This window comes from Kribbella albertanoniae (assembly GCF_004348455.1).
GTDB classification, from domain to species: domain Bacteria; phylum Actinomycetota; class Actinomycetes; order Propionibacteriales; family Kribbellaceae; genus Kribbella; species Kribbella albertanoniae.
Map to the genome: position 1 here is coordinate 1 of NZ_SMKA01000129.1, position 23,828 is coordinate 23,828.

Genomic DNA, 23,828 nt, shown 5'->3' on the forward strand with positions numbered 1-23,828 from the left:
GGGGTTTACGGTGGTTCGGTTGTGGGGGTGGTGTTGGTGCCCCAGGGGTCGAAGTTGCTGGGGGCGTGGGCGAGTACTTGGGTTCGGAAGGCTTCGCGTTCGGCGGCGCGTGCCGGGTCGGGGCGGATGCTGGCGGCGAAGAGCCGGGCGAGGTGCTCGTGAGTTGGGCTGCCGCTGGCACTGGGGGTACTTGCACCGGCGCTGTTGAGACCTGCCGTGCTTTCACCCCAGCAGTTAGTGCTGGCGTTGGTGGTGATGCCGGCCGTGCTGGTGTCGGCGCTGTCCGCACTGGAGTCACTGGCACCGGCGCTGGAGCTGGTGCTGCTGGGACGATCGTCGCTGGGACTGCTGCCGCTGGTCGTGGTGGTGGCTGGGGTGACCCAGGCGATCAGGGCAGCAATGGCGGCGCGGTCGGTGACGGGTGGTGGGTCGGCCCAGGATGGGCGGGTGACCTGGACACCGGCTGCGGTGATCGAGATCGCCCACTGGCCGTCATGGACGGCGCGATGGTGCCGGGCACACAACAGGGCGAGGTTCTGCAGGCTGGTCGGGCCGCCGTTGGCCCACTCGATGATGTGGTGGGCGTGGCACATCCACGGTGGTGCCTGGCACACCACGCAGCCCTTGTCGCGCTTGTTCAGCGCGCGGCGGATGTAGCGGTTCACGAAGCGTTGTTCGGTGCCGACGTCGAGGGGCTGGGAGTCACTGCCCAGGACGATCGGGAGGACCGCCGCGTCGCAGGCCAGGAGGCGGACTGCACCGGCGGACAGGTTGTCACCGAAGACCAGTTCACCTACCGCACCGCCACCCGTCGCACCGGTCCCGCCGCCGAGGGCGGCTGGGGCGGCGGCGAGGGCGGCTTTGAGGTCGTTGAAGTCGATGGTGACGGTGATGTGTGGGACGCCGGGGTGGTCGGGGTTGCCGGCGGCGGCGTCCATGGTCGCTTTGAACGCGTCGACTTGTCGCTGCTCGAGAGTCCGGGGGTCGCGTTCGCCGTCGATCGTCTTGTGGGGTTTCGATCCCTGGTGCATCTGGGTCTGGAACTGTTCACCACTGGCACCGGCCAGGAACCCGGTGAACTTGACCCCGCCGTCGGTCTGCCGCAACCGCAGGAACTCTTTTGCGACGGCTTCGTCTTCGGCTGGTTCGGGGCCGTCGGTGTCCAGTCTGGTCAGTACGTCTTGCCCGAACTTGGCGAGTTCGCGGGGGTTGGAGACGCGGGCCATCTTGACCATTTGTTCTTCGGCGACGGTCAGGGTTTCGACCGGCGTGCTCGACGGGGCCTTCTCCAAGATGTTGACGATGATCTTGGCCAGGTCGGGTGATGCGTCCGCCGGCTTCGTCGGATCGGTGGGGTCGGGCATCGCGGCCGCGACCAGCGGGTATTTGCGCAGGGCGGTGGTGAAGGCGAGGTCTTTACGGACTTCGGCGCGGTCGAGCCGGTAGCGTTCCGAGACGAGTTCGATGGTGTCTCGGGCACCCAGCTCCTGAGCGGCGCCCATTTCTTCCAACCGGCCCAGCACCTGGAGTTCGTCGGTCTTCAGTAGAGCCTTGGCGGCCTGGATGGTGTCCAGACGCGTCAGCAGTTCGCTGCTGCTCTGGGTGTACACCGGGGGCATCGCCAAGATCTCCATACCCAAAGCTTAGACATGCCCACCGACAGTTTTCGAGCCGAGAAGCCCTTATTTACAAGGGAATGTGTGGGCTGTTTGTGGGCTCACCTTGCCCACACTTCAGCGGTGCCGGCGGTGGTGGGTTACCAGGGCGACGATGCTGGCGATGGTGATGAGGCCGAAGGGGATGCTGAGGAGGGGGCTGAAGCCGAGGGCTGAGGTGGTGGCGTTGGCGGTTCCGGCGACCAGCAGGCTGGTCCAGAGGGCGGCGCGTAGGCCCCTCCCGGGGGCTTTGACGGCTGGGCGGTCGTTGCTGATGCGGTAGTGGTCGGTCATGACTCCACGCTAGAAGCGGAGACGGCGCCAAGACATCCAGGTGACGGGCCGGAACGGGGTGGAGTCTGCTCTACCTCGGGTGGCTAGCTGGCGGGATGTTGGCGGGGCTGGAAGCTTTCTAGCGTTGAGGGCATGACGAAGACCATGCCGTTGCTGACCGCTGATCGTGCCGCCTCTGCCGCGGTGCGGGTGCAGGAACTGACTCGCACGTACGACGCCGGCGGCCAGCCGGTCACCGCCTTGGACGGGATTGACGCGACCTTTGTGCGGGGGACCTTCACTGCGGTGATGGGACCGTCGGGGTCGGGTAAGAGCACGCTCCTGCAGACTGCGGCCGGGTTGGATCGGCCGACCTCCGGGCGGGTGTTCGTGGGGGACACCGAGATGACGCGGTTGTCGGAGGCTGCGTTGACCCGGCTGCGTCGTACCAAGATCGGGTTTGTCTTTCAGATGTTCAATCTGATCGGGGCGCTGAACGTCGAGGAGAACATCACGTTGCCTCTGCGGCTGTCCGGCGCGCGGCCGGACCGTCGCTGGCTGGCCGAGGTCACTCACCGGGTTGGAGTCACGAACCAGCTGCACCGGCGTCCGGCTGAGCTGTCTGGGGGCCAGCAGCAACGAGTTGCGATCGCGCGGGCGCTGGCGATCCGGCCGGACGTGGTGTTCGCCGACGAGCCGACCGGGGCGCTCGACAGTCACACGGCTTCCGCCGTACTCGAGTTGCTCAGGTCGATCGTGGATGACCACGGGCAGACCATCATCATGGTGACCCATGATCCGGTGGCTGCGTCGTACGCGGATCGGGTGGTGACGCTGGCCGATGGCCGGATTGTTGCTGATCGCAACCAGCGCGAAGCTGAGGCTGTGGCATGACCGGGATCGCGCTGCGCCTGCTCAGGCATCGGCCCGGGAGCGTGCTGGCGACTTTGATCGCACTGATTGCCGGGGTGACGATCCTGACTAGCATGGGTGCGCTGGTGGAGTCAGGTCTGCGTCCGCTGCCGGAGCCGCAGCAGTACGCGAACGCCGAGATCGTTGTCGCCAAACGCGACCTGACCATCACCGGCAAGCAGCTCGGCGATCCCTACACGGCAACGGTGCAGCTGCCTGAGCGTGGTTCGCTGCCGGCCGGTCTGGCGGATGAACTGCGCAAGGTGCCGGGCGTCGAGAACGTTGCTGGAAATGCGGACGCGTTGACACTTCAGGCGAGCGACCGCGTCGCCGTCGAGAAGGTCGCAGCGTCAGCAGGTGCGCAGGTGTACACCGGCAACGACCGCGTGCTGGTTGAGAGGCCTGATATCGCTGAGGCGCGCGGCTTGCTGATCGAGGTGGGTGGTGCCTTCGGTGGGTACGTCGTGATGCTGGTCATGTTCGTGGTTGCGGGGACGATCGGACTGTCGATCCGCAGTCGTCGACGCGACCTCGCGTTGCTTCGGGCAACGGCTGCAACGCCAGGTCAGGTACGGCGGATGCTGATGGCTGAGGCTGCCATTCTGGCTGTCGCGGGTTCGGTGGTCGGCGTACCGGCAGGGCTCCTGGCAAGCCGTTGGCTGGGGGAGCAGCTGGTCGCGCGCGGGTTCGTACCGGCTGACTATGGCCTCTCCCGGGGGTTACTGGCTGCGCCCGCTGCGGTCCTCCTCATCGTCCTGGTTGCGCTCGGTTCGGCGCTGCTGGCGAGCCGGAAGCTCTCCGGGATTCGGCCGGCCGAGGCGCTGTCGCAGATCGCGGTCGAGCCCGCGCGGCTGAGCAAGGTGCGGCTCGGCTTCGGGCTGGTCGCCCTGACCGGCGCGGTGTCCTCGAGTGCCGTCTCGGTTGGCGCCGGTGGACAGGCTGCGCTCGCCGGGGCGGTGAGCATGCTGTATCTGTTCGTCCTCGCGGTGGCTCTGCTGGCGCCGTGGATCAACGGCATCACCGCCAGGTACCTCGCCCCGGTTCTGCGAGCCGGTTGGGGTAACAGCGGCTATCTGGCGGCGAAGAACCTCGCCGCCAACGCGCGCGGCGGCGCGACTGTGCTGACCGCCCTGGTGCTGTCGATCGGGTTCGGCGGATCGGTGTGGTTCCTGCAGGACAACGTGGAACGCCAGACGGTTCAGCAGTTGAAGTCCGGCACACTCGCGCAGTACACAGTGCTAACACCCGGAGAGGTGTCTGTAGAGAAGCTCGGCCGAATCCCCGGCGTCGAGGCAGTGACCCCGATGCGCCAGACCGCGGTGATCGTGAAGGTACTGGACACTCTCGAGGTCGTCCCGGCGCAGGCGATCGACCCGGCCCAGGCCAAGGCAACGCTTGATCTGAAGGTCCGCAAAGGCGAGCTTGCCGCTGTCGGGCCGGACAGCATTGCGGTCTCGGCGACGCAAGCCGCCTCGCGGGGCTGGAAGGTCGGCGACGAGGCCAGCCTCTGGCTCGGCGACGGAACGCCCAAGCGGCTACGGGTGGCGGCGATCTACGAACGCGGTCTGGGCTTCGGCGACGTCGTACTCTCAACCGCGACATTCGGGCAGCCGCCGACCAAGCTCCTCATCCGAGCCACCCCCGACGCCGTACCGGCATTGAAGGCTGCGATTGGCCAGTCGGCGACGTTGATTCCCTCCGAGCAGGCAACGGCCGGGGTCTCCAAGGACCTCGCGATCAGTGCGTGGCTCAACAAGCTGCTGATCACCGTCATGATCGGGTACGCCGGTTTGGCCGCAGCCAACACGATGACCGTGGCCGCTCTCGCCCGCCGCCGCGAACTCGCCGTACTGCAACTGGCCGGGGTGACAACCCGCCAGCTCAAGCGAATGGTCCATGCCGAACAGGCCGGACTGCTGGGCGTCTCCGTCCTGATCGGGGGAGTCATCGCGGCCGTCACCCTCACCGCTGTGGTCTACGCGTTGACCGGAGGTGCGGTCCCGTATGTACCGCTGGCCGGTGTGCTGGCGATCCTCGGGGGAGCGACCCTGATCGCGATGGGGACCACGATCGTGCCGATCGCGCGGTTGCTTCGGCAGTCGTCGCTGGCCGCGGCAGGTACGCGCGAGTGACTCAGCGGCCTTGTGACTCCGAGATCGCGCGGTCGAGCCACTCGGACAGCAGGGACCGTTCGTTGTCGCTCAAGGTCGGCAGCTCCGGCATGGCTGCCCGGAAGGCGTTGACCACCGCGCCGACGTCGGAGGCGGGTGGTGCCGGGTTCGCGGTCAGGATGCTGCCGAGCACTGCCTGCAGAAGCTCGTCGACTATCCCGAGGTCTCGCTCGGCTTCCGGCTGACTGAGCAGCGTGAGCACCGCCCCGGTGCCGGCAGCGCGGATCATGTCGACGGCGCGGGCCTCCGAGACCCTGAGGAGGCCCGCCGCAGCGACGCGGCCGACCCGCTCCCGGAGAACCTCGGCGCCGGCCGCTGTCGCCGGTGAACGCTGCAGGCGCCCCGGGGCGGTGAGCAGCAGGAAGACCTCGGGGTTCGCCAGGCCGAACTGGAGATGGGCGTGCCAGGCGGCGCGGAGATCGTCGACCGGATCGCCGTCCTCGATCGCGGCCTTCCTCGTCTTGGCGGCGGCGTAGTCGGCCATGACGTGCTCGGCCACGGCCTCCATCAGGCCCTCTTTGTCGCCGAAGATCCGGAAGATGGTCGGCGTCTGGACCCCGGCGGCCTGAGCGACAGCGCGGGTGGTGACCGCCCGCGCGCCGCCTGTGCGGAGCAGCTCGGCTGCGGCGGCCACGATGTCGGCCCGTGGTGCATCCATGAATCGATGGTATCAGTCATCTGTTATCGCTGATTCGAATCGGTGGTAACGTAAAACGCGTACCAACGATTCAAGGAGGAATGGCATGATCATCGTCACCGGAGCCAGCGGACGGCTCGGATCCCAGGTCGTCACCAAGCTGCTCGACCGCGTTCCCGCCGCATCCCTCGGGGTGAGCGTGCGAGACGTCAGTACGGCGGCCGCCCTGGCCGACCGCGGAGTGCGGGTCCGAGCCGGCGACTTCACCGAGCCGGAGTCCCTCAAGCACGCCTTCGAGGACGCGGACCAGGTGCTCGTCATCTCGGCCTCGATCCGGGGCCCGCAGGCCGCTGCCGCCAGCAAGGCTGCGATCGATGCCGCAGTGGCAGCAGGCGCTTCGCGGGTGCTCTACACCAGCCATCAGATGGCCTCACGCAGCTCGCAGTTCGCTGCCGCGCGCGAACACGCCCGGGCCGAGGCGCACCTCGCCGTACAAGATGTTGCGTTCACCGCGCTGCGCCACGGCTTTTACACGAGCACGTTCGAGTACTACCTGCCCGCGGCGCTGCAGACCGGAGAGCTGAGGTTGCCCGAGGACGGCCCGGTCTCGTGGACCGCGCACGACGACCTCGCTGAGGCCGACGCCATCGCCCTCACGAACCCTGGAGTGTTTCCGGGAGCGACGCCAACGCTGACCGCCTCCGAGCTGCTCGACTTCGCGGACGTCGCGCGCCTAGTCACAGAGCTCACTGGACAGACAATCAAGCGGATCGTCGTCGACGATGAAGAGTGGAAGGCGCACGTGACCGCTCAGGGCATGCCCGCCGACGCGGCCGAGTTCATGCTCGGCATGTTCAGAGCCGCCCGCGCCGGCGAAATGGCAGTGACTGACCCGGCACTTGAAAGCGTGCTCGGCCGACCGTCGACTCCCGCCCGCGCAGTCATCGAGAGCATTCTGAGGTAGCCAGCCCGGGGCCGGTTGGTGCGTGCAGGGTGCCGGTCTTGTCGACGGCGTCGTCGGTGATGATCGGGTTGCCCCAGACGAGCGCTTCGTAGTAGGTGGTGTTGGGGATCGCCATGCACAGATGCTGGTTCGGGAGGCCCATGCCGTGCACCTCGGCGCGCAGGCCGAAGCTCTCGGCCAGGTGGGCGATCCGGAGCGCGCCGGTGATGCCGCCCTTCAGGCCCGACGACGTGCGCACGTACGTCGCCGTACCGGCCTGGATGAAGTCGGCGGTGTTGAAATGTGCGCCGTCGCTGGTCTCGCCGACCAGCAGCGGTACGCCGACTCGTTCGGCCAGCCAGCGGTGGCTGGTGATGTTGAACTCGCGCATCGGCTCCTCGTACCAGCGAAAGTCGAGGTCGGTCAGCACCTTCCCGAGCTGGATGGCGTCCGGCAGGTCGAAGCCGGCCGACCCGTCGTACATCAGCTCGACCTCATCACCGACGTGTTCGCGCAATCGCCTGCACAGCAAGGCATCCCGCCGTACGTCGCCCCACGCGTGCAGCTTGATCGCGCGGAACCCACGCTCCAGGCACTGGTCCGCGACATCGAGGTATTCGTCGACACTGGAGTAGGTGACAGTCGACGCGTAGGCCGGGATCTCGGTCCTGTAGGTCCCGAGCAGCGAGTGCACCGGCAGCCCGGCGAGCTGGCCGGCGATGTCCCACAAGGCGATGTCGACCAGACCGAGGAAGTACAGCGGGAACTCCTCGATCCGGTCGAGTTCCCACATCCGGTGCCACAGCCACTCGCGGTGCAAGGCGTTCTGGCCGATCAGGTCGGCGCGCACCCGCCGCTCGACGAGGTCCTTGGCAATCACTCCGCGCGGAGTCGATGCCCGGCCGACGACGCCGTCGCGGGTGGTGATCTTCAGTACGCCGCCCTGCAGCGCAGGCTCGGATCCAGGCAGTCCGTCTCTCCAGCGGAACGGATGCATGGCCGGTACGTCGACCAGTTCCACCTCGACACGGTCGATCAGAGTCACTGCGGTCCCGCCTTCAGCCGGTCCCGGATGCGCTGCTCGAACTGGGACTGAGTGGTGTCGATGTGCTGGATCATCGCCGTACTGGCCTTGTCCGGGTCACCGGCCGCGATCGCCTCGGCAATGTGTACGTGCTGCTGCGCGGCGACCTCGAGCGAGCCGGGGAGTCCACCGGCGAACAGCAGCCGGTCGGACTGTTCCTTGAAGTCGCGCAACGACGTGACTGCGGCCTGCAGGAAGACGTTGGCCGACGCCTCGGCCACCGCGTCATGGAACAGCCTGTCCTGTTCCTGGAAGGCGACATGGTCTCCGTGCGCCGCAACCGAGGCCTCGGCCGCAGCTCGGATCGTCCGGACCTGAGCCGGCCGGGCGAGCGTCGCTGCGAGCCGGGCGGACTCGGCTTCGATCAGCCGCCGGTGATCGAAGAGCATGGCGACATGGGCCAGGTCGGTCGGCTGGAAGTACCCGACCTGGTTGTCCGCGTCCGGGTTGGAGGGTACGGACACGTAGATGCCCGCACCTTTCCGTACGGCGACCCGGCCGACCGCCGCGAGAACCTTGATCGCCTCGCGGGTCACCGACCGGCCGGTGCCGAGGATCTCGGCCAGCCCCTTCTCGGTCGGCAGGCGGTCACCCGGCCGGAGTCCCTGCTCGGCGATGTACCCGAGCAGTTGCTCGGCCACCACTTCGTAACCGGGCCGGTAGGTCGGCATGTCGTTCATGTTGATGCCCTTCAGAAGCCGCCGTAGACCTGGAGTTCGTAGATGCTGCCACCGTTGAAGTTCGAGCCGACCACGGTCAGCCGAACATATCTCGCCTGCACCGGCGCGGTCCGGATCGACGGGTTGCGGCGCACACTCGTCGCCACGGCGGTGTGATCGTCGAACATCGACCAGGCGGTGCCGTCGACGGAGTACTCCAGCTTGTACTTGTACCCGCTCGGCAGCTCGAAGTTCGTCACGATGCTCTTGACGGACATCGGCGTACCGAGATCGACCTGGAACCAGGACGGATCCGGCAGCCCGAGCCCTTGCGCCCACCGGGTGTTCAGATCGCCGTCGACGCCGAGAGTCGGGACGTTCGGTTCGGAGTACGACGAGACGGTCACCGGCTTGCCGACCGCCAGCCCGGCTTCGGCCGGCATGGTGACCGCGGCCGGCGTACTGGCCGGTGCCGCGTTGAGGTTGGCATCCCGGGCGACCACCGTGAAGCTGTGGCTGGACCCCGCGGTGAGCCCGTCGACCCGCAACTGGTTCAGCGGCGTGGTCGCGATCTTCTGGCCGTCCTGATAGACGACGTAGCTGGTCACACCCACGTTGTCGGTACCGGTCGGCCAGCTGAGGTCGAGCGTGGTCGGCAACAGCACGTTCGTTGTCGGCTGCGGCAGCGCGGCCGGCGGTTCCTGATCCGGGGTGATCACCGCAGGCTTCCCGTAGGCCTCGAGCTCGTAGATGCTGCCACCGTTGAAGTTCGAGCCGACGATGGTCAGGCGGAGGTACCGGCCGCGCACGCTCCCAGGCACCGAGGCATAGTTGTCCGCCTGCGTCGTCGCTGTCGCCGTGTGATCCTCGAACATGATCCAGTCGTCCCCGTCCGACGAGACCTCGAGCTTGTACCGGTAGCCGTTGCTGAGCTCGAAGGTCGTGATCACGCCACTGACGTCGTACTGGGCACCGAGGTCCACTTGTAACCAGGAGGGATCTGGGAGGCCGAGGCCTTGCGCCCATCGCGTCGACAACTTGCCGTCGACCGCGAGTGCGGGGAGGTTCGGTTCGGAGTACGAGGAGACGGTCACGTTCTTGCCGAGGGCAAGGTCCTCGTTCGCCGGCATCGTGATGCTGATCGCGGCGCTCGCGCAAGACTGGTTGCCTGCGGCATCACGAGCCGTGACGGTGAAGGTGTAACTCTGACCGGAGACGAGCCCGGTGACCCGCGCGGACGGTCCCTCCGAGGCGCTGACGAGCTTGCCGTTCGCGTAGACCGCGTAGCCGGTGACGCCGGTCTGGTCGGTGGCCGCGGGCCAAGTCAGATCGGCGATCGTGGGGAAGTTCGTCCGGACAGTCGGCTTGCCGGGTGCGGTCGGTGCGATCCGGTCGGTCGGCGCGGGCTGCGGGTCGAGATGCCGGTACGCCGGTTCGAGGCCGGCGTTGCTGACGATCGAGGCGGGCAACTGGTCGCAGCTCGGGATCACCGTGTTGTTGGCGATCGTGGAGTTGGTCGTGTTGGCCTGGGTCAGCGAGACCGGCTGAGTGGTGAAGTTGCGCTGGGCATCGATGTCGATCCCGTGGTTGAGGAACAACCAGCGGGCCTGCACGTTGCACAACGCATTCCCGGTGGTGGTGAAGCCGCGACTGCCTTCGTCGTGGTAGATCGCGCCGTACGCCGGACTTGGGGTGTCCTTGATGTAGTTGCCGGAGACAACGCTGCCGGGCTGCATGCTGAGCGTGTAGATCGCGCCACCGTCGGCCTGCCGCTTCATGATGTCGCTGATCGCGTTGTCGCGAACGATGTTGTTCTTCGCCGTCGTCGGGGTCTCGTAGATCGGGACCCCGACGTTACCGGGGTAGTTGCTGTTGCCGCCGGCATCGGTGTGGCCCCAGCCCCAGCCGATCGAGATCCCGGAGTACGGCAGGTCGCGAATCGTGTTGTGCTCGATCACCGTCTGCTCGGTGTACCCGGCGAAGATCGCGAGCGAACCGGAGTAGTCGGCCGCGACCTTGGTGATCAGGTTGTTGCTGACGGTCGTGTTCTTCGTGATCGCCCGTACGTCGTCCGGGTGGTGGTCGATGATGTCGGTGCCGCCGACCTGGACCCCGGTCGCGGCGACGTCGCGGAAGATGTTGCCGCGGACCACGGTGCCCTGCGAACCGGTGTTGAGGTTCAGCCCGACCGCACCGAGATGGGTGAAGGTGCTGCCGGTGAAGGAGATGTTGCGGCTGTAGCCGACGTTCACCGCGCCCGGGGTCTTCTCCCAGTACAGGCGGGAGTGGTCGAAGTCGCGCCAGTCCGGGCCGTTGATCCGGAAGCCGGCCTGGCCTTCGACCATGCCGTCATCACTGCTCGGGTCGAGCCAGGTCGAGTACGAGAACGTGATCCCGTCGAACCGGATGTTCTGCACCGGCTCGGTCTGCGTCCCGGTGACGTTGACCAGGTCCTGCACCTGCGGGACCACGACGGTCGCGGTCGCCGGGTTCTGACCCAGGTAGTAGACGTCGCCGGTGCTCTTGTCGAGGTACCACTCACCGGGCGCGTCGAGCAGCTCGTAGGCGTTCTCGATCCAGGTCGGGTTCTGGATCTCCTGACCCTCATGAAGGTTGGCGTTCTTGTAGCACGGCTGCTGCATCGTCACTTTGGTGCCGTCGACGGACTGCACCGGGCAGCGGTAGTGCATCCAGCCCCAACGACTGTTGACCTCGATGTCGCCCTGGTTCTTCCAGCCGTCCAAGCTCTGCGTGCTGTCCGTGTAGCCGGTCGCGGTCTTCGACCATCCAGGCGGATTCTCGGGACCACGAGCCCGCTGCTGGCGTTCGCCGTTCACGTACAGCTGGCGGAAGTCGATCGCGCCGACGTGCGCCTTGTAGATGCTTCGGGCCGGGTCGGAGAGCGTCCAGCCGGTCACCAGCCGGCCGCCGTTCACCGTTACCTTGGCGCCGGGCTGCGCCTGATAGACGACCTGATGCCCGTTCCGCCCCGAGTCCGCACTGGTCAGCTGAAAGGTGCTGGTCCGCTGATAGTCGCCGGCCAGCAGTACGACGCGGATGTCGCCCCGCTGGTTCTTCGTGAGCTTGCGGACCTGGTCCCGCGCCTGTTCGAGCGACCCGAACGGCCGGGCCAGGGTCCCGGAACCCGCGCCGCCGGACGGAGCGACGTACAGGGTGGTGGTGCTTGCTGCGGAGGCGGCGGGCAGGACGACGGCGGGCAGCGCAAGGCTGGCCAGGACGGCAAGAAGCCGGCGGGCAGAACGCGGCATGGCGACACCTATCTTGGCGGATAGATCAGGTCAATCGACCGCGCCACTGTGACATGCCTGCGTGAGTTTGGGAAGAGGAACAGGTCTATCCGGCACTGCCCCGAAATAGACCTGATCCTTTCAGTCCGACGGTAGACCGAGTGCGGTGCGGAGGGTGTTGGCCCACCAGGCGCGCTGCGGGCCTGGTCGCAGGGCCGCGGACTCGCTGACTCCCGCGCTGCGGCGGAAGGCGGCGCCGTAGGTGGCGTCGAGGGCGAGTGCCTGGTGGAGTGCGGCCACTGCCAGGCGGGTGTCGGCCAGTGGTCCCGGGCGTCCGCTCCGGGCCCGCGTGGTGTGCAGGATCTGGACGACCGGCTCCAGGAATCCCGTGCCCGGGTCTTCCCAACCGGCTGCGTGCAGCGCGACGGCGAGTTCGGCGTACCCCTGGTCGTAGACGCGGGCGATGGTCCGGATCAACCCGTCGATATCGGCCTGGCGGTCCGCCCAGCCAGCGACCGCTTCCTCGACCGCGCCGCGGATCCGGCGACCGCCGTACCGGAGGAGTGCGACGAGGAGATCCTGGCGGCTGCCGAAATGGTGAGCGACACCTGCATCCGTCATACCGATGCGCTTGGCGACCGCACGGACGGTGACAGCGTCGAGCCCGCCTTCGACGAGAAGCTCCTCGGCTGCTTGCAGGATCGCCCGCCGGGACTCCTCGGGCGTTCTGCGAATACGGGTGGCCACCATAAGCCAGAGATCCTAGTCTCCTGAGGATCCGATGAGAGGGGTGCTGTGAACGGAAACGACGCGATGGCGGATTTCGCCCAACGGCTCGTGGAGGTCGACGGGGTGGTGAAGCGCGTGTACGTCGCCGGTTCGGGGCCGGCGGTGGTGCTGATGCCGGAGATGCCCGGAATCAGTCCCGACGTCCTGCGATTCGCCCGCTGGATCGCGGCGGCCGGGTTCACCGTCTACGTGCCGTCTCTCTTCGGGGTGGACGGCGCGTATCCGACGGCGGAGGAAGGTGGAGCCATCGCACGTCGCGCGTGTGTCAGTGCGGAGTTCCGCGCGTTCGCGGGCGGCGGCACCAGCCCCGTCACGGCCTGGCTCCGAGGGCTGGCGCGCCAGGCCCACGCCGACTGCGGCGGCCCGGGTGTCGGCGCGATCGGTTTGTGCTTCACCGGCAACTTCGCACTCACCATGGCCCTCGAACCGGCCGTCATCGCACCGGTGGTCAACCACCCGTCGCTACCTCTGGACGATCCTGCAGGCCTTGAACTGAGCGAGGACGACGCTGCCGCCGTACGGGAGCGGGTCGACCGTGACGGGCTCACGGTTCTCGGCTATCGCTTCGACAACGACCGGTGGTGTACCGGGCAACGGTTCGCTGCCTACCAGCGGCTGCTCGGTGATGCGTTCGACGGACGGGTCCTGCCGGGAAGCTCCGCGAACCCCGAGCCGCCGCCGTTCTTCCGCGACGTGGTACAGACGCCGCACAGCGTGGTGACGGCTCATTTCGTTGATGAGGAAGGACATCCGACGACGCGGGCCAGGGACGAGATCCTCGCCTTCCTGGCCGCGCGCCTGCACCCGGCCGAAGAGGTCAGGGAGTGATTGGGATGTTGGTCAGGCCTGTTTGGGCGTTCTGGACGGTGTTGGAGGAGTAGACGACGTTGGGGTCGGCGCTGCACTTGGAGACCGACGAGATGTAGATGGCGTACTTGCCGGTGCCGCCGAGGTCGGACGCGTTGTTGCGCCAGACGTTGCCGCAGCCGTTCGGGAACGACGGGGTGGTGGAGGGGTTGTGCGTCTCGTAGCCGTTCGCGAAGGTGCCGGGGGAGGAGAAGGTGCCGGTGTTGTTCTCGATGACGTAGTCGAATCCCTTCACGTCGACCCACGAGTCGGCCGAGTTCTCGCCGGAGATTCCGCGGCCGTTGAACGTGTTGCCGCGGATGACGCCGCCCGTCGTACCTTCCTTCACATCGATCGCCTCGGCAGCGATGTTCGGGCCGAGCTGGTTGTCCAGCACCTGCACGCGGTCGGACTTGTCCACCCCGCCGGAGTTGCCGTGGCAGCCCCAGTTGGATCCGGCCGAGCCGAGGTACACGCCCTCGCCGTACCCCTTCTGCACCAGCCCTGCATCGGTGATCGTGGAGTTCTTGATGACGCCGTCGGCCGACGAGCGGCGGAAGTGCACGGCCTCTTCATCGGTGTGATGGACCGACACCCCGTCGATGGTCACGTGATGCGAGTTGTCCAGCACGATGCCCTTCTTCGATTCCTGCACAGTGAAACCGGTCAGCTTCCAGTACGGCGCTCCGAACAACCACAGCCCATACCCGGAATCCCAGCCGGCCGTCGGCGCCGGGCATGAAGGCGCGGTCCCGGACGGCCCATCGTTGATCAGTACGGCGGAGGACGGCCCGGTCAACGTGATCGGTGCGGAGGCGGTTCCAGCGCGCTGTGTAAGGAACGAGCCACGGTACTGGCCGGCTGCGAGCCGAATCGTCTGGCCAGCTTGCGCATTCGCCAACGCCGCCTGCAACTGCGCCGCCGTCGAAACATCGACCACCGTTCCGCCGCCACCGCCCGAGGTCGTTCCGTAGACCTCGAACTCGAAGAGCGAGTACCCGTACGCCGTTCCGCGCGCGGTGCCGTTGATTCGCACGTACCGGGCGGTCCCAGTCACCGGGATCTCGTCAGTGCCGCCGTCGGCCGTCGTGGTGGAGTAGGCGGTTGACCAGGTGGTGCCGTCTGTCGAGAGCTGGACCTGGTACGCCTTGCCGTACGCGGCTTCCCAGTTCAGCTTCACCCGGCTCAGGTTCGCGGCGGCGCCGAGGTCGACCTGGATCCACTGGGGGTCGGACCCTTCCTGCGATGCCCAGCGGCTCGTCGAGTTGCCATCGACTGCCTTCCCCGCTTCGAAGCCAGCACCCTCGATCGACGAAGCGGTCGCCGGCTTCCCGCGCGACAGCAGCATCTCCGAACCACCGCCACCGGGCGGGGCGTCGCCTGGATTGCGGAGGAACAGCGAGCCCGAAGTGTCGGTGCGGGACGCGTTGACGCCGCCGTTCGGCACTGTGTAGTCGGCGGTCTCCCGGCTGGCCCAGTCCGGGATGGTCGCGCCGTTCACCGCGAGGTGCTGGAACTTCGTTGCATCGGCCGAGCTGCTGCCGAACTGATAGAGCCGCTGCCGATCCGGGTAGTAGCTCTGGTACGCGCCGCCCTCGGTGGTCTGCTTGCTGAGCGCGTTGTTGTAGACGACGTTCTGCGGACCGCTGGACCCGGACCACTTGACCGCCTTCGGACCCGCCGCCCACCAGATCGGCCACCAGGTCGAGTCGTCCGGGATGTCACCGCCTTCGTCGCCACAGTTGCTCTGACAGTTCTTCGACGAGTGCTCGAACGGGATCCGGACAGTGTTGTTCTCGAACAGGTTGCGCCGTTCCCAACCGCCGTGCACGTTCAGGTCGGAGTCGAAGTCGTTGCCGATGGCCACATTGTCCGAAGCCGACCACTGGAAGGTGAAGTGTCGCAGGTTCCGCGTGGTGTTGTAGCCGTACAACGAGTCCCACACCCGGGAACCGCGCAGGTAGCCGTTGCCACCCTTGCCCTTGTTCCACGAGCCGTCGAGGTGCGATTCCTGCACCTGGATGTTCTTGGCGCTCTCGGTGACGATCGGGTGCGAACCGGTCATCTCGGTACCGACCCGCCGTACCCAGGTGTTGATCGCCCACTTCAGCACGATCCCATGCATCTGGTACTCCGGCGCCATGTTGCCGTAGTTGTGGACGGCATCGGCCTTGTTCAGGTTGTAGGTGCCGCCGGCAAGTTTCGGCATCCCGGTCATGTCCTGGGTGATGGTGAGATCCTCGATCCCGACCCCGAGGACCGGCTTGAGCGGCGTCACCCGGCTCGGGTAGACCGTGCCGGCGATCGCCGCCGAGCCGTCCGAGGTGGAGTTCAGCGGCAGGTCGTACTCGAGGGGTTTGTCGATCGTCAGATTCCGCCCGGTGGAATCGACCGCGGCGATCTGGAAGATCTGCTGGCGCATGTGCAGATTCTGGTACTTCGTCGGGTCGGTGACGGTCTGCTGCTGGTAGAACTTCGCCGAGTTCGCCGCGCCGACCCACAGGTAGTTGCCGGCCTTGAACAGCGCCATGTTCGCGTTGGTCGCCAGCTTGATCTGGGTCGTGCCGATGGCGGAAGCCTCGCGCAGTGGTACGCCGCTGGCCCAGTGCTGGTTGATGCTGCCCTCGAAGATGTCCTTGCGGTTCGCCGGCGCCGAGGCGTAGTCGGCGGCGTACTTGGGCGAGACCTCACGGGTCTGGACCCGAAGCAGCCCGCGCCCGGGCCACGCCCAACCACCCTTGCCGGACGCGCCGTGCGTCATCCCGTCTTCGTCCCAGTCACTGCCGTCAGCGGTGAGCTTGTCGTACCTGGTGTTGGTGTCAGGGCGGAACACCAACACGGTTCGCCCTTGCCCGGCGCCCTTGATCAGCAAGTAGCTGGCGTCGAGACCGAGCTGCCGGGTGACGGTGATCCGTCCCTCCGGCAACGTGATCTGCGAGAGCTTGTTGTACCCGGCCGACGGTGTGCACTGCGTCCGGATCGCGTCGATCGCGGCCTGCAGCCCGGTGGTCGCATCACTGCCATCCACGCGTACGCCGTACTGCGAAGCCAGCTCGTCGGCGGTGATCTGGCAGTTCTGGTCCGGGTTGATGTCGGCGGCACCGGGGAGCGGGGCGCCGCCTCGGTAACCGGCCTTGCTCCAGTCCGGCAGGCCGGCGATGGGCGCGCGCCGATTCGCGCTGGTGAGGTCCGGAATCGCCGTCGCAGCAGGTGCTGCAGCTACTTCGCCGGCCTCGGCTGCGCTGGTCAGCAAGCCGGTGGTCAGCAAGCCGGCGGTCAGCGCGACGGCACCGGCTGCGGCGAGCCAGCCTCGCCTTCGGGAAATGGTGGATGACATGGCAGGGCCTCCTGATGGGCGGGGGAGGGAGCGGATCTCTGCAGAGGTCGGGGCACCCGGTTCGGAAGGGGCGGCAAGCGCTTTCCCTTACATCGAACAACTGTTAGGAAACTTTCTTGATGATTGGAAGGTGACAGTAGACCGCGCTCCCGCCTTCCGGCAAGACCTCGGCGCCGACTGGTTCCGGGCGGCGTCCGGCGGCCTGTGGTTGCTGCCCGGAAAACGAGGGGATCTCCCCTCAGGTTGACGGTTCTCCGGTCAAAATTTGAGGGGAGAACCAGCACATCGAGGGGATATCCGGGCTCTTTTCCGGTCTGTACGGCGGCGGTGCCAGCAGGCCGCCGTACCCGCAACGTCCGAAGGACCCGCACGCCTGACGTTGGGCACGGGTCAACCAGTTGCGCGGCCCGCAGGTGGTTGATCGGTGCTCAAGGTGAGCTGGCCGCGCGACCTTGAGCACGGTTCGACCGTTGCGGCAGGTTTCAGGTGGTTGATGGATGCACAAAGTGGTCCCGCTCCACGAGCTCGGGTCCCCTGGGCTGCCCGTTCGGTCAGTGGAGGTTCAGAGCCTTGAGGAGGATCGGGAGTGAGGTGTGGAGTTCGCGTTGCCAGTAGGCCCAGGTGTGGGTGCCGGGGCCGTAGAAGTTGGTGGTGAGGTGTTTGGCTCCGGCGCGGGTCAGGGCGGCGGCGAGTGCGTGGTTCTGGCGGTTGAAGTCGGCCTCGAGGGCGTCGGTCTTGCCGGGTGGGTCGAGTGGGCCCGCGGTGCCGTCGCCGCAGGAGAGATAGACCGGTAGTGACTTGAGGCGGTGTGCCAGGTAGTACGGGTCGTGCGCTGCCCAGATGTGCCGTTGGGCCACCGGGTCGCCCCACACGCGGAGTGGGTCGCCGCCTTGGCCGCCGAAGAAGCCCATGATCCGGTTGACCGATTCGGTGTTGAGCAGCGGGTGCGCCGATCCGGAGTACGCCGCTGCTGCGCGGAACATGCCGGGGTGGCGAGCGGCGTACAGGAGTGCGCCTTGCCCGCCCATCGACAGTCCGGCGACAACGCGGTTGCTGCTTGCGCCCCAGCCCTTCTCGAGCAGGTGCCGCAGCTCGACGGTGTGGAAGGTTTCCCAGGCCGGGTCGCCGCCTGCGCCGTGGTTCCACCAGTTGCTGTACCAGCCGTTCCAGCCGGCCTCGGGCATCACGACGAGCACCTTGCGCAGGCTGTCGATCTTGGCGATGTCGGTGCCGGACCAGGCGGTGTAGTCGCCGCAGCAACCAGCCAGCAACCAGAAGGTCGGCCAGTGCTGCCGGCGATCCGCCGGATTCCATCCGTCGGGTGTCAGCAGCCGAACCTTCACGACGCGATTCCCGAGCGCAGGCGACCGCACCGACAGATCCGTCAGCCGGTCCGCGACCTTGGTGACACCAACAACCTCCGCACCAGCAGAAGCCTCCTGCACGGCCGGTACGGCGACCCCGGTGCTCGGTGGTGCGGCTGTCGCCGGGGTGAGCGGCAGCAGCGCGAGCAGCAGGACGCCGATCCATGAACGTTTCATGTGGTTTCACCTCGGGGCGGGAGAGCGAATAGACCAACTTGGACGATACAGTCAGACGATGGCATCTCTGCGGGTGCGGCAGATTCTCCTTGAGGTGCTGGCGATCGACCAACCCGATCCTCCCGGCCTCGACGGGGACACCGTCTGGCGCCGGCTGTGCGCCTCGGTCACCCTGTCGGTGCCCGTCAGCGGCGCCGGGGTGGCGCTGATGACAGCGGCCGGTCACGGCGGCACCCTGGCCGTGACCGAGGGGCCGGCCGAGGTGATGGAGAACCTCCAGCGGACCCTCGGCGAAGGACCGTGCCTGACCGCGTTCCACGACCGGCGACCGGTACTGGAACACGACCTGGCCCGGGCCGGACAGCGCTGGCCAGGCTTCGCCCCCGCCGCGACCGCATCCGGTATCGCGGCCATCTTCGCGTTTCCGCTCCAGATCGGCGCCATCCGGCTCGGCGTACTCGACCTCTATCGGGACACCGCCGGCCCGCTGGACAGCCTGCAGCTGGCCGAAGCTCTCGACTACGCCGCTGCCGCGACCACGATCCTGCTTGACCTGCAGCACGAGCAGCCAACTGACGGGCTGCAATCACAACTGTCCGATGCCCTCGACAACCACCGGGTCATCCACCAGGCCACCGGCATCATCTCTGTGCAGGCATCGGTCGGTATCGACGAGGCGCTGCTCCTGCTGCGGGCCCGCGCTTACGCCGACGGACGGCCGCTGCACGAACTCGGCCAGGACGTGGTCGCCCGGACAGTGACCTTCCACCCCGAGGACGACCATCATGAATAACAGCTTCACCCAGGGCACGCAGGCTCTTCCGGCCTGGAAAGGCGGCAGCAAATGAGCAGGGAGCAGCGCCTCGCGGAGGTGTTCATCGAACTCGCCGACACTCTCGTCGACAACTACGACGTCATCGACCTCCTGCACACCCTGTGCGAGCGCAGCGTCGAGCTCCTGCAGGCTGATGCGGCCGGCCTGATCCTGGCCGACCAGCGCAGCGAGCTGCACGTGATGGCCTCCACCAGCGAAGAGGCCAAGCTCCTGGAGTTGTTCGTGCTGCAAGCTGACGAGGGGCCCTGCCTGGACTGCTACTCCACCGGCGAGCAAGTGGTGAACATCGACCTCGACGAGGTCGAGGCGCGCTGGCCACGGTTCCACGCCGCGACCGCCGCCGTCGGTTTTCGCTCGACCCACGCGATCCCGTTGCGGCTGCGCGGCCAGGTGCTCGGCGTACTGAACCTGTTCTGCTCCGACCGCGTGACCCTGAGCGACTCCGATGTGGCGCTCGGCCAGGCGCTGTGTGACATCGCCACCGTCGGCCTTCTCCAGGAACGGACCGTGCGCCGCGGCGAAGTCCTGGCCGAGCAGCTCCAGTCCGCGCTGAACACCCGCATCCTGATCGAGCAGGCCAAAGGAGTCCTGTCCGAACGCAGCCGCATCAGCGTCGACGACGCCTTCGGCCTGATGCGCGCTCACGCCCGCCGCAACCACCTACAACTAGGAGTGGTCGCCGCCGGCCTCATCGACGGCACCATCACAGCCGCCACTCTGACCGCCGGCCCCTGACTGAGGCGCGGCGAAATCCGGTGGCCGCGGCATTGGCGGTCGCCTTACGCTTGGACAGACCTGCGCGCTGCCGCGATCGCGGCGGGCGTTCTGACGAGTGAGGGGAGCCCGGCCATGCGTTTCCGCATCGCTGCGAGTGCTCCCCGGTCACGGTACGACGTGATCCTGGTGTCTCCGGTTGTCGGGTGCCGGCTGCGCGGTCGGCACCTGTCCGCGACGAACTGACCCACGCCGTCCACTTCGAGCGAGGCGGGTCCGGTTCGCCGGCGAATTGCGCTGCCCGATTCCGGATTCCTCCGAAAGGCCATCGGCCATGCGTACCACCCTTGACCACCTCCGCAATGTCGGCATTCTCGCCCACGTCGATGCGGGCAAGACCACCGTCACCGAACGGATCCTGTATCTCACCGGCACCACCCACAAACGCGGTGAGGTGCACGACGGCACGACCGTCACCGATTTCGACCCGCAGGAACGCGATCGTGGGATCACGATCTTCGCCGCGGCCGTGAGCTGCGACTGGGACGGGCACTCGATCAACCTGATCGACACCCCGGGCCACGTCGACTTCTCCGACGAGGTGGAGCGTTCGCTGCGGGTGCTCGACGGTGCGGTCGCGCTGTTCGACGCCGTCGCGGGAGTCGAACCGCAGAGCGAGTCGGTCTGGCGGCAGGCCGACCGGCACGGGGTGCCGCGGATCGCGTTCGTCAACAAGATGGACCGGCCCGGCGCGGATCTCGACGCAGCGGTGGCTTCGATCCGGGAGCGGTTGCACGTGACCCCGCTGGTGGTGCAGATGCCGATCGGAACGGAAGCGGAGTTCAGCGGAGTGATCGACCTGATCACGATGCGGGCGTACGTCTGGGATGACGGCAACTTTGCCGAGCGCCGCGTTCCCGATGCCCTTCTGGAACAGGCGGTACGACGACGTCGGCTGCTCGAGGAGGCCGTTGCCGAGCTGCATCCGGTCGCGCTGGACGAGTTCGCTGAGCGATCGGCGGTCTCGGCGGAGACGCTGGCTACTGCCCTGCGGGACCTGACCCGGTCCGGTGCGGGCGTCGTGGTGCTGTGCGGATCGGCGTACCGGAACCGCGGTGTTGAGCCGTTGCTGGATGCTGTCGTCGCTTATCTGCCTTCACCGGCAGAGGTGCCGCCGGTCCGCGGTACGTCGGACGGTGTTGTGCAGGAACGGATCGCCGATCCGACGGCGCCGTTCGCGGCGCTTGTGTTCAAGGTCAACTCGACCGCCACCGGGCGGCTGACGTACCTGCGGGTGTATTCGGGAACAATCCGGAAGGGAGAAACGGTGATGGATGCAGGCGCGGGTCGCATGGAGCGGATCAGCCGCATCCTGCGGGTGCAGGCCGACCAGCACGCAGAGGTGCAGCAGGCGGTTGCCGGCGACATCGTTGCGGTCGTCGGGCCCAAGTCCGCACGCAGCGGAGCCACGCTGTGCGCGCCGGCAGCACCGTTGGTTCTCGAACCTCCGGTCGTGACCGACCCGGTCGTCTCGGTCGCAGTCGAGGCTCGCAGGAGCACCGACACCGACCGGCTGGCGTCCGCACTGACGCGGCTGATCGAGGAGGACCCGTCACTCACGGTCCGAACCGATTCCGAGACCGGTCAAACGCTGTTGTCGGGCATGGGCGAGCTGCACCTCGAGGTCGCGGTGGAGAAGGTACGCCGTGCTCACGGGCTGGAGATCGCAGTCGGCCGGCCGCAGGTCACCTACCGCGAGACAGTCGCGCGCGGTGTGTCCGGGCTGGTGTATCGGCACGTCAAGCAGGACGGCGGCGCCGGTCAGTTCGCCCACATCACGCTCGACGTCGAACCGCTGGATGACGACAGTACGGAGGACTTCGTGTTCCGCTCGGTCGTCATCTGTGGACGGGTGCCACAGGAGTACGCCCGCGCAGTCGAGGCAGGCTGCCGGGATGCCCTCGCCCAGGGGCCTCTCGGCGGGCACCCGGTGACCGGCGTACGGGTCACGCTGACGGATGGAGCAACCCATCCGAAGGACTCCTCGGAGTTGGCCTTCCGTACGGCGGGTCGGCTCGGTCTCCGCGAGGCGTTGCGTGCCAGTGCGATGGTGCTCCTGGAACCGGTCGCCGAAGTCACGGCGACCGTGCCTGAGGATGCCATGGGCGGCGTACTCGGCGACCTGGCAGCACGACGCGGCCGCATCTCGGGTTCGACCGCACGGCCGGGCACGATGGTGATCGTTGCCACCGTCCCGCTGGCCGAACTGTTCGGCTACGCAACCCAACTGCGCAGCCGAACCCAAGGCCGCGGAACCTTCACCACCCACACCACCGGCTACGTCCCAGCACCATCCGGATAGAGCCGAACCGCAGACCCCGCCCGCCCACGGGCGGGGTCTGCGGGTGTCCTCGTGGGACAGTTGGCCCACGATGACGATCTTTACGTTCCACCTCGCGGAGCTCCGTCCGGCGACTACGGCGCGGGCGCTGTGGAAGCCGCCGAGCACACCAGGGTTGCGGTACGCCGAGTGCCTGGCGCTGATGCGGCTCGGTGCTCCGACCGTGTCGCCGGACCGGATGCAGTTGCGCCGGATGGCGATGTTCGCGCGGTGGGAGGACGAGGCGGCGGTCGAGACCTTCCTGGCCGAGCATCCGCTGGGCAGGGAAATGGGTGCTGGGTGGCATGTGCGAATGGAGTTCCTGCGCCGCTGGTCGAAGCTCGCGGCGCTGCCTGACCTCCCGGCGAGAGCGGGGGAGTGGGATCCCGCCGAACCCGTCGTGGCGGTCACGCTGGCCCGCATGCGTCTGCTGGAGGTGCCGAGGTTCCTCAAGTGGGGCAAACCTGTGGAGCGGCTCGTTCGCGACCACCCGGGAACCACGCTCGCACTGGCCGCGATGCGCCCGCCCCGAACGATCTCCACGTTCTCGATCTGGCGATCCATCCAGCAGATGGAAGAGATGGTGCACGGCCACACCGCCGTACCGGACCCCGACCGCCACGCCGCCGCAATGGTCGAGCGTCGCCGCCGAGACTTCCACCACGAGTTCGCCACCTTCCGATTCCGCCCGCTGTCGGAGCACGGCTCCTGGCAGAGCCGAACCGAAATCATTCCCCGCTAGGGCGAGAGTCACTTTGAGCCGAGGGTCTGGACGGCGTCTTCGATGAGGGACCAGAAGCGGTCGACGTCGAGGTCGAGGGCGATCGTTGCGTTCGGGGGACGCGTGGCGTCGAGGTGGGTTGCGCCTCGGGTCTGTGGGTTCTCGCATTCGACATCCACGCGCGCGCGGGTGGTCGTTGCGACTGCGGGGTCGATCAGCATCGCGACGGTGATGGGGTCGTGCAGGGGGCCGTCGGGCATTCCCTGGGACGCCTCGTAGGTCGAACAGAAGAACTCGAGCAGCTCGACGCCGAAGGCAGCGACCCGACTGCCCAGTGCTGCGATCCGGGCGCGCACCTCGCGGGTGATCAGCGCTTGGTGGGAGATGTTGAGACCGACCATGGTGAAGTCCAGGCCGGACTCCACCACGATCGCGGCGGCTTCGGGGTCGGCCCAGGCGTTGAACTCGGCGGAGGCGGAGACGTTCCCGCGGCCGGTGGAGCCGCCCATCCAGATCACTCGCTGGATCCTGGGCAGGAGTTCCGGACGACGCTGCACGAGGTGCGCGATGTTGGTCAGCGGTCCGGTGGGCACCAGGACGACGGGTTCGTCCGAAGCGTTCAGAACGTCGGCGATCAGGGTCAGCGCGTCGCGCTCGTCGAGCTTCACCGTCGGCGTCGGAAGGGTGGGCCCACCGAGTGCGTTGGCTCCATGGATCCACTCGGCCGGTCGCAACTCGCCTTTCAGCGGCTCCGCGGCGCCCTGGGCCACCGGTACGTCGTGAATGCCGGCGACCGTGCAGGCCACCAGGGCGTTGTGGGTGGTGTGCTCGATGCGGCCGTTGCCGGCGACGGTGGTGATGGCCCGCAGATCGATGGCCGGATTCGCGGCGGCGAGCCAGAGGGCGAAGACGTCGTCGTGTCCTGGATCGCAGTCGACGATGATCGGGATGCTCACAGCTCTCCTTGCGGTCCAGGTGCGGGATCGATGCTGCCAAAACTAGCCCTTGTCGGACTCGACGAGGTGTGGGCCACAAATCTGTGCGATGGGCCGGTGTCTGGGGCGGGCGGGCACTGAAGAGTGG

At 67.4% G+C, this 23,828-nt stretch carries 18 protein-coding genes; 8 read left to right on the forward strand and 10 right to left on the reverse strand.

Annotated elements, in window-relative coordinates:
- Nucleotides 1-5: 5 nt before the first annotated feature.
- Both E1261_RS24875 and E1261_RS24880 read right to left on the reverse strand, forming a co-directional pair.
- On the reverse strand, nucleotides 6-1,634 hold the full coding sequence (locus E1261_RS24875; protein WP_132410459.1) for an HNH endonuclease signature motif containing protein: 1,629 nt from the start codon (nucleotides 1,632-1,634) through the stop codon (nucleotides 6-8).
- A 99-nt stretch (nucleotides 1,635-1,733) separates the two neighbouring features.
- Nucleotides 1,734-1,949, reverse strand: a complete 216-nt coding sequence (locus E1261_RS24880; RefSeq protein ID WP_202875004.1) for a hypothetical protein — start codon at nucleotides 1,947-1,949, stop codon at nucleotides 1,734-1,736.
- A gap of 132 nt (nucleotides 1,950-2,081) precedes the next feature.
- Between E1261_RS24880 and E1261_RS24885 the strand changes: the two genes are divergently transcribed.
- On the forward strand, nucleotides 2,082-2,822 hold the full coding sequence (locus E1261_RS24885; RefSeq protein WP_238176410.1) for an ABC transporter ATP-binding protein: 741 nt from the start codon (nucleotides 2,082-2,084) through the stop codon (nucleotides 2,820-2,822).
- Nucleotides 2,819-4,972, forward strand: coding sequence for an ABC transporter permease (locus E1261_RS24890; protein ID WP_132410461.1), 2,154 nt, complete (start codon nucleotides 2,819-2,821; stop codon nucleotides 4,970-4,972). Before E1261_RS24885 ends, E1261_RS24890 begins: the two co-directional genes overlap by 4 nt.
- Before the next feature lies 1 nt (nucleotide 4,973).
- Here the strand turns inward: E1261_RS24890 and E1261_RS24895 are convergent, their stop codons facing one another.
- Nucleotides 4,974-5,669, reverse strand: a complete 696-nt coding sequence (locus tag E1261_RS24895; protein WP_132410463.1) for a TetR/AcrR family transcriptional regulator — start codon at nucleotides 5,667-5,669, stop codon at nucleotides 4,974-4,976.
- Nucleotides 5,670-5,754: 85 nt separating this feature from the next.
- On the opposite strand from E1261_RS24895, the gene E1261_RS24900 reads away from it, so the two are divergent.
- The gene (locus E1261_RS24900; RefSeq protein ID WP_132410465.1) at nucleotides 5,755-6,612 is read left to right on the forward strand and encodes an NmrA family NAD(P)-binding protein; all 858 of its coding nucleotides are present in this window, start codon (nucleotides 5,755-5,757) and stop codon (nucleotides 6,610-6,612) included.
- Here E1261_RS24900 and E1261_RS24905 read toward each other — a convergent pair.
- From E1261_RS24905 to E1261_RS24920, 4 genes are all read right to left on the reverse strand, one after another.
- A complete protein-coding gene (locus tag E1261_RS24905) occupies nucleotides 6,590-7,636 on the reverse strand; it encodes an enolase C-terminal domain-like protein (protein ID WP_202875006.1) in 1,047 nt (348 codons plus the stop codon). The two genes, E1261_RS24900 and E1261_RS24905, sit on opposite strands and share 23 nt — an antisense overlap.
- A complete protein-coding gene (locus tag E1261_RS24910; RefSeq protein ID WP_132410467.1) occupies nucleotides 7,633-8,355 on the reverse strand; it encodes a FadR/GntR family transcriptional regulator in 723 nt (240 codons plus the stop codon). The genes E1261_RS24905 and E1261_RS24910 overlap by 4 nt, the downstream gene beginning before the upstream one ends.
- Before the next feature lie 11 nt (nucleotides 8,356-8,366).
- Complete coding sequence (locus E1261_RS24915; protein WP_132410469.1) at nucleotides 8,367-11,603, reverse strand: discoidin domain-containing protein; 3,237 nt, start codon at nucleotides 11,601-11,603, stop codon at nucleotides 8,367-8,369.
- 120 nt (nucleotides 11,604-11,723) lie between these two features.
- Entirely contained in the window at nucleotides 11,724-12,332 is a 609-nt protein-coding gene (locus E1261_RS24920; RefSeq protein ID WP_202875007.1) for a TetR/AcrR family transcriptional regulator, read from the reverse strand.
- A gap of 45 nt (nucleotides 12,333-12,377) precedes the next feature.
- Here E1261_RS24920 and E1261_RS24925 point away from each other — a divergent pair, with 45 nt between their 5' ends.
- Entirely contained in the window at nucleotides 12,378-13,199 is an 822-nt protein-coding gene (locus E1261_RS24925) for a dienelactone hydrolase family protein (RefSeq protein ID WP_202875008.1), read from the forward strand.
- Here E1261_RS24925 and E1261_RS24930 read toward each other — a convergent pair.
- Both E1261_RS24930 and E1261_RS24935 read right to left on the reverse strand, forming a co-directional pair.
- Nucleotides 13,189-16,554 (reverse strand): discoidin domain-containing protein, encoded by a 3,366-nt coding sequence (locus tag E1261_RS24930; RefSeq protein ID WP_132410471.1) that lies wholly within the window; start codon nucleotides 16,552-16,554, stop codon nucleotides 13,189-13,191. The genes E1261_RS24925 and E1261_RS24930 overlap by 11 nt on opposite strands.
- A gap of 551 nt (nucleotides 16,555-17,105) precedes the next feature.
- On the reverse strand, nucleotides 17,106-18,095 hold the full coding sequence (locus E1261_RS24935; protein WP_132410473.1) for an alpha/beta hydrolase: 990 nt from the start codon (nucleotides 18,093-18,095) through the stop codon (nucleotides 17,106-17,108).
- Between the two features lie 58 nt (nucleotides 18,096-18,153).
- Here E1261_RS24935 and E1261_RS24940 point away from each other — a divergent pair, with 58 nt between their 5' ends.
- The 4 genes from E1261_RS24940 (at nucleotide 18,154) to E1261_RS24955 (ending at nucleotide 22,766) form a co-directional block, all read left to right on the forward strand.
- On the forward strand, nucleotides 18,154-18,888 hold the full coding sequence (locus tag E1261_RS24940; RefSeq protein ID WP_165952646.1) for a GAF and ANTAR domain-containing protein: 735 nt from the start codon (nucleotides 18,154-18,156) through the stop codon (nucleotides 18,886-18,888).
- 51 nt (nucleotides 18,889-18,939) lie between these two features.
- A complete protein-coding gene (locus E1261_RS24945; protein WP_132410477.1) occupies nucleotides 18,940-19,665 on the forward strand; it encodes a GAF and ANTAR domain-containing protein in 726 nt (241 codons plus the stop codon).
- A gap of 313 nt (nucleotides 19,666-19,978) precedes the next feature.
- Nucleotides 19,979-22,006: an elongation factor G gene (gene fusA / locus E1261_RS24950; protein WP_132410479.1), complete on the forward strand. Its 2,028-nt coding sequence runs from the start codon at nucleotides 19,979-19,981 to the stop codon at nucleotides 22,004-22,006.
- A gap of 70 nt (nucleotides 22,007-22,076) precedes the next feature.
- Nucleotides 22,077-22,766, forward strand: coding sequence for a hypothetical protein (locus E1261_RS24955; protein ID WP_132410481.1), 690 nt, complete (start codon nucleotides 22,077-22,079; stop codon nucleotides 22,764-22,766).
- Nucleotides 22,767-22,774: 8 nt separating this feature from the next.
- Here E1261_RS24955 and E1261_RS24960 read toward each other — a convergent pair whose 3' ends face one another.
- On the reverse strand, nucleotides 22,775-23,701 hold the full coding sequence (locus E1261_RS24960) for a nucleoside hydrolase (RefSeq protein WP_132410483.1): 927 nt from the start codon (nucleotides 23,699-23,701) through the stop codon (nucleotides 22,775-22,777).
- Nucleotides 23,702-23,828: the final 127 nt, after the last annotated feature.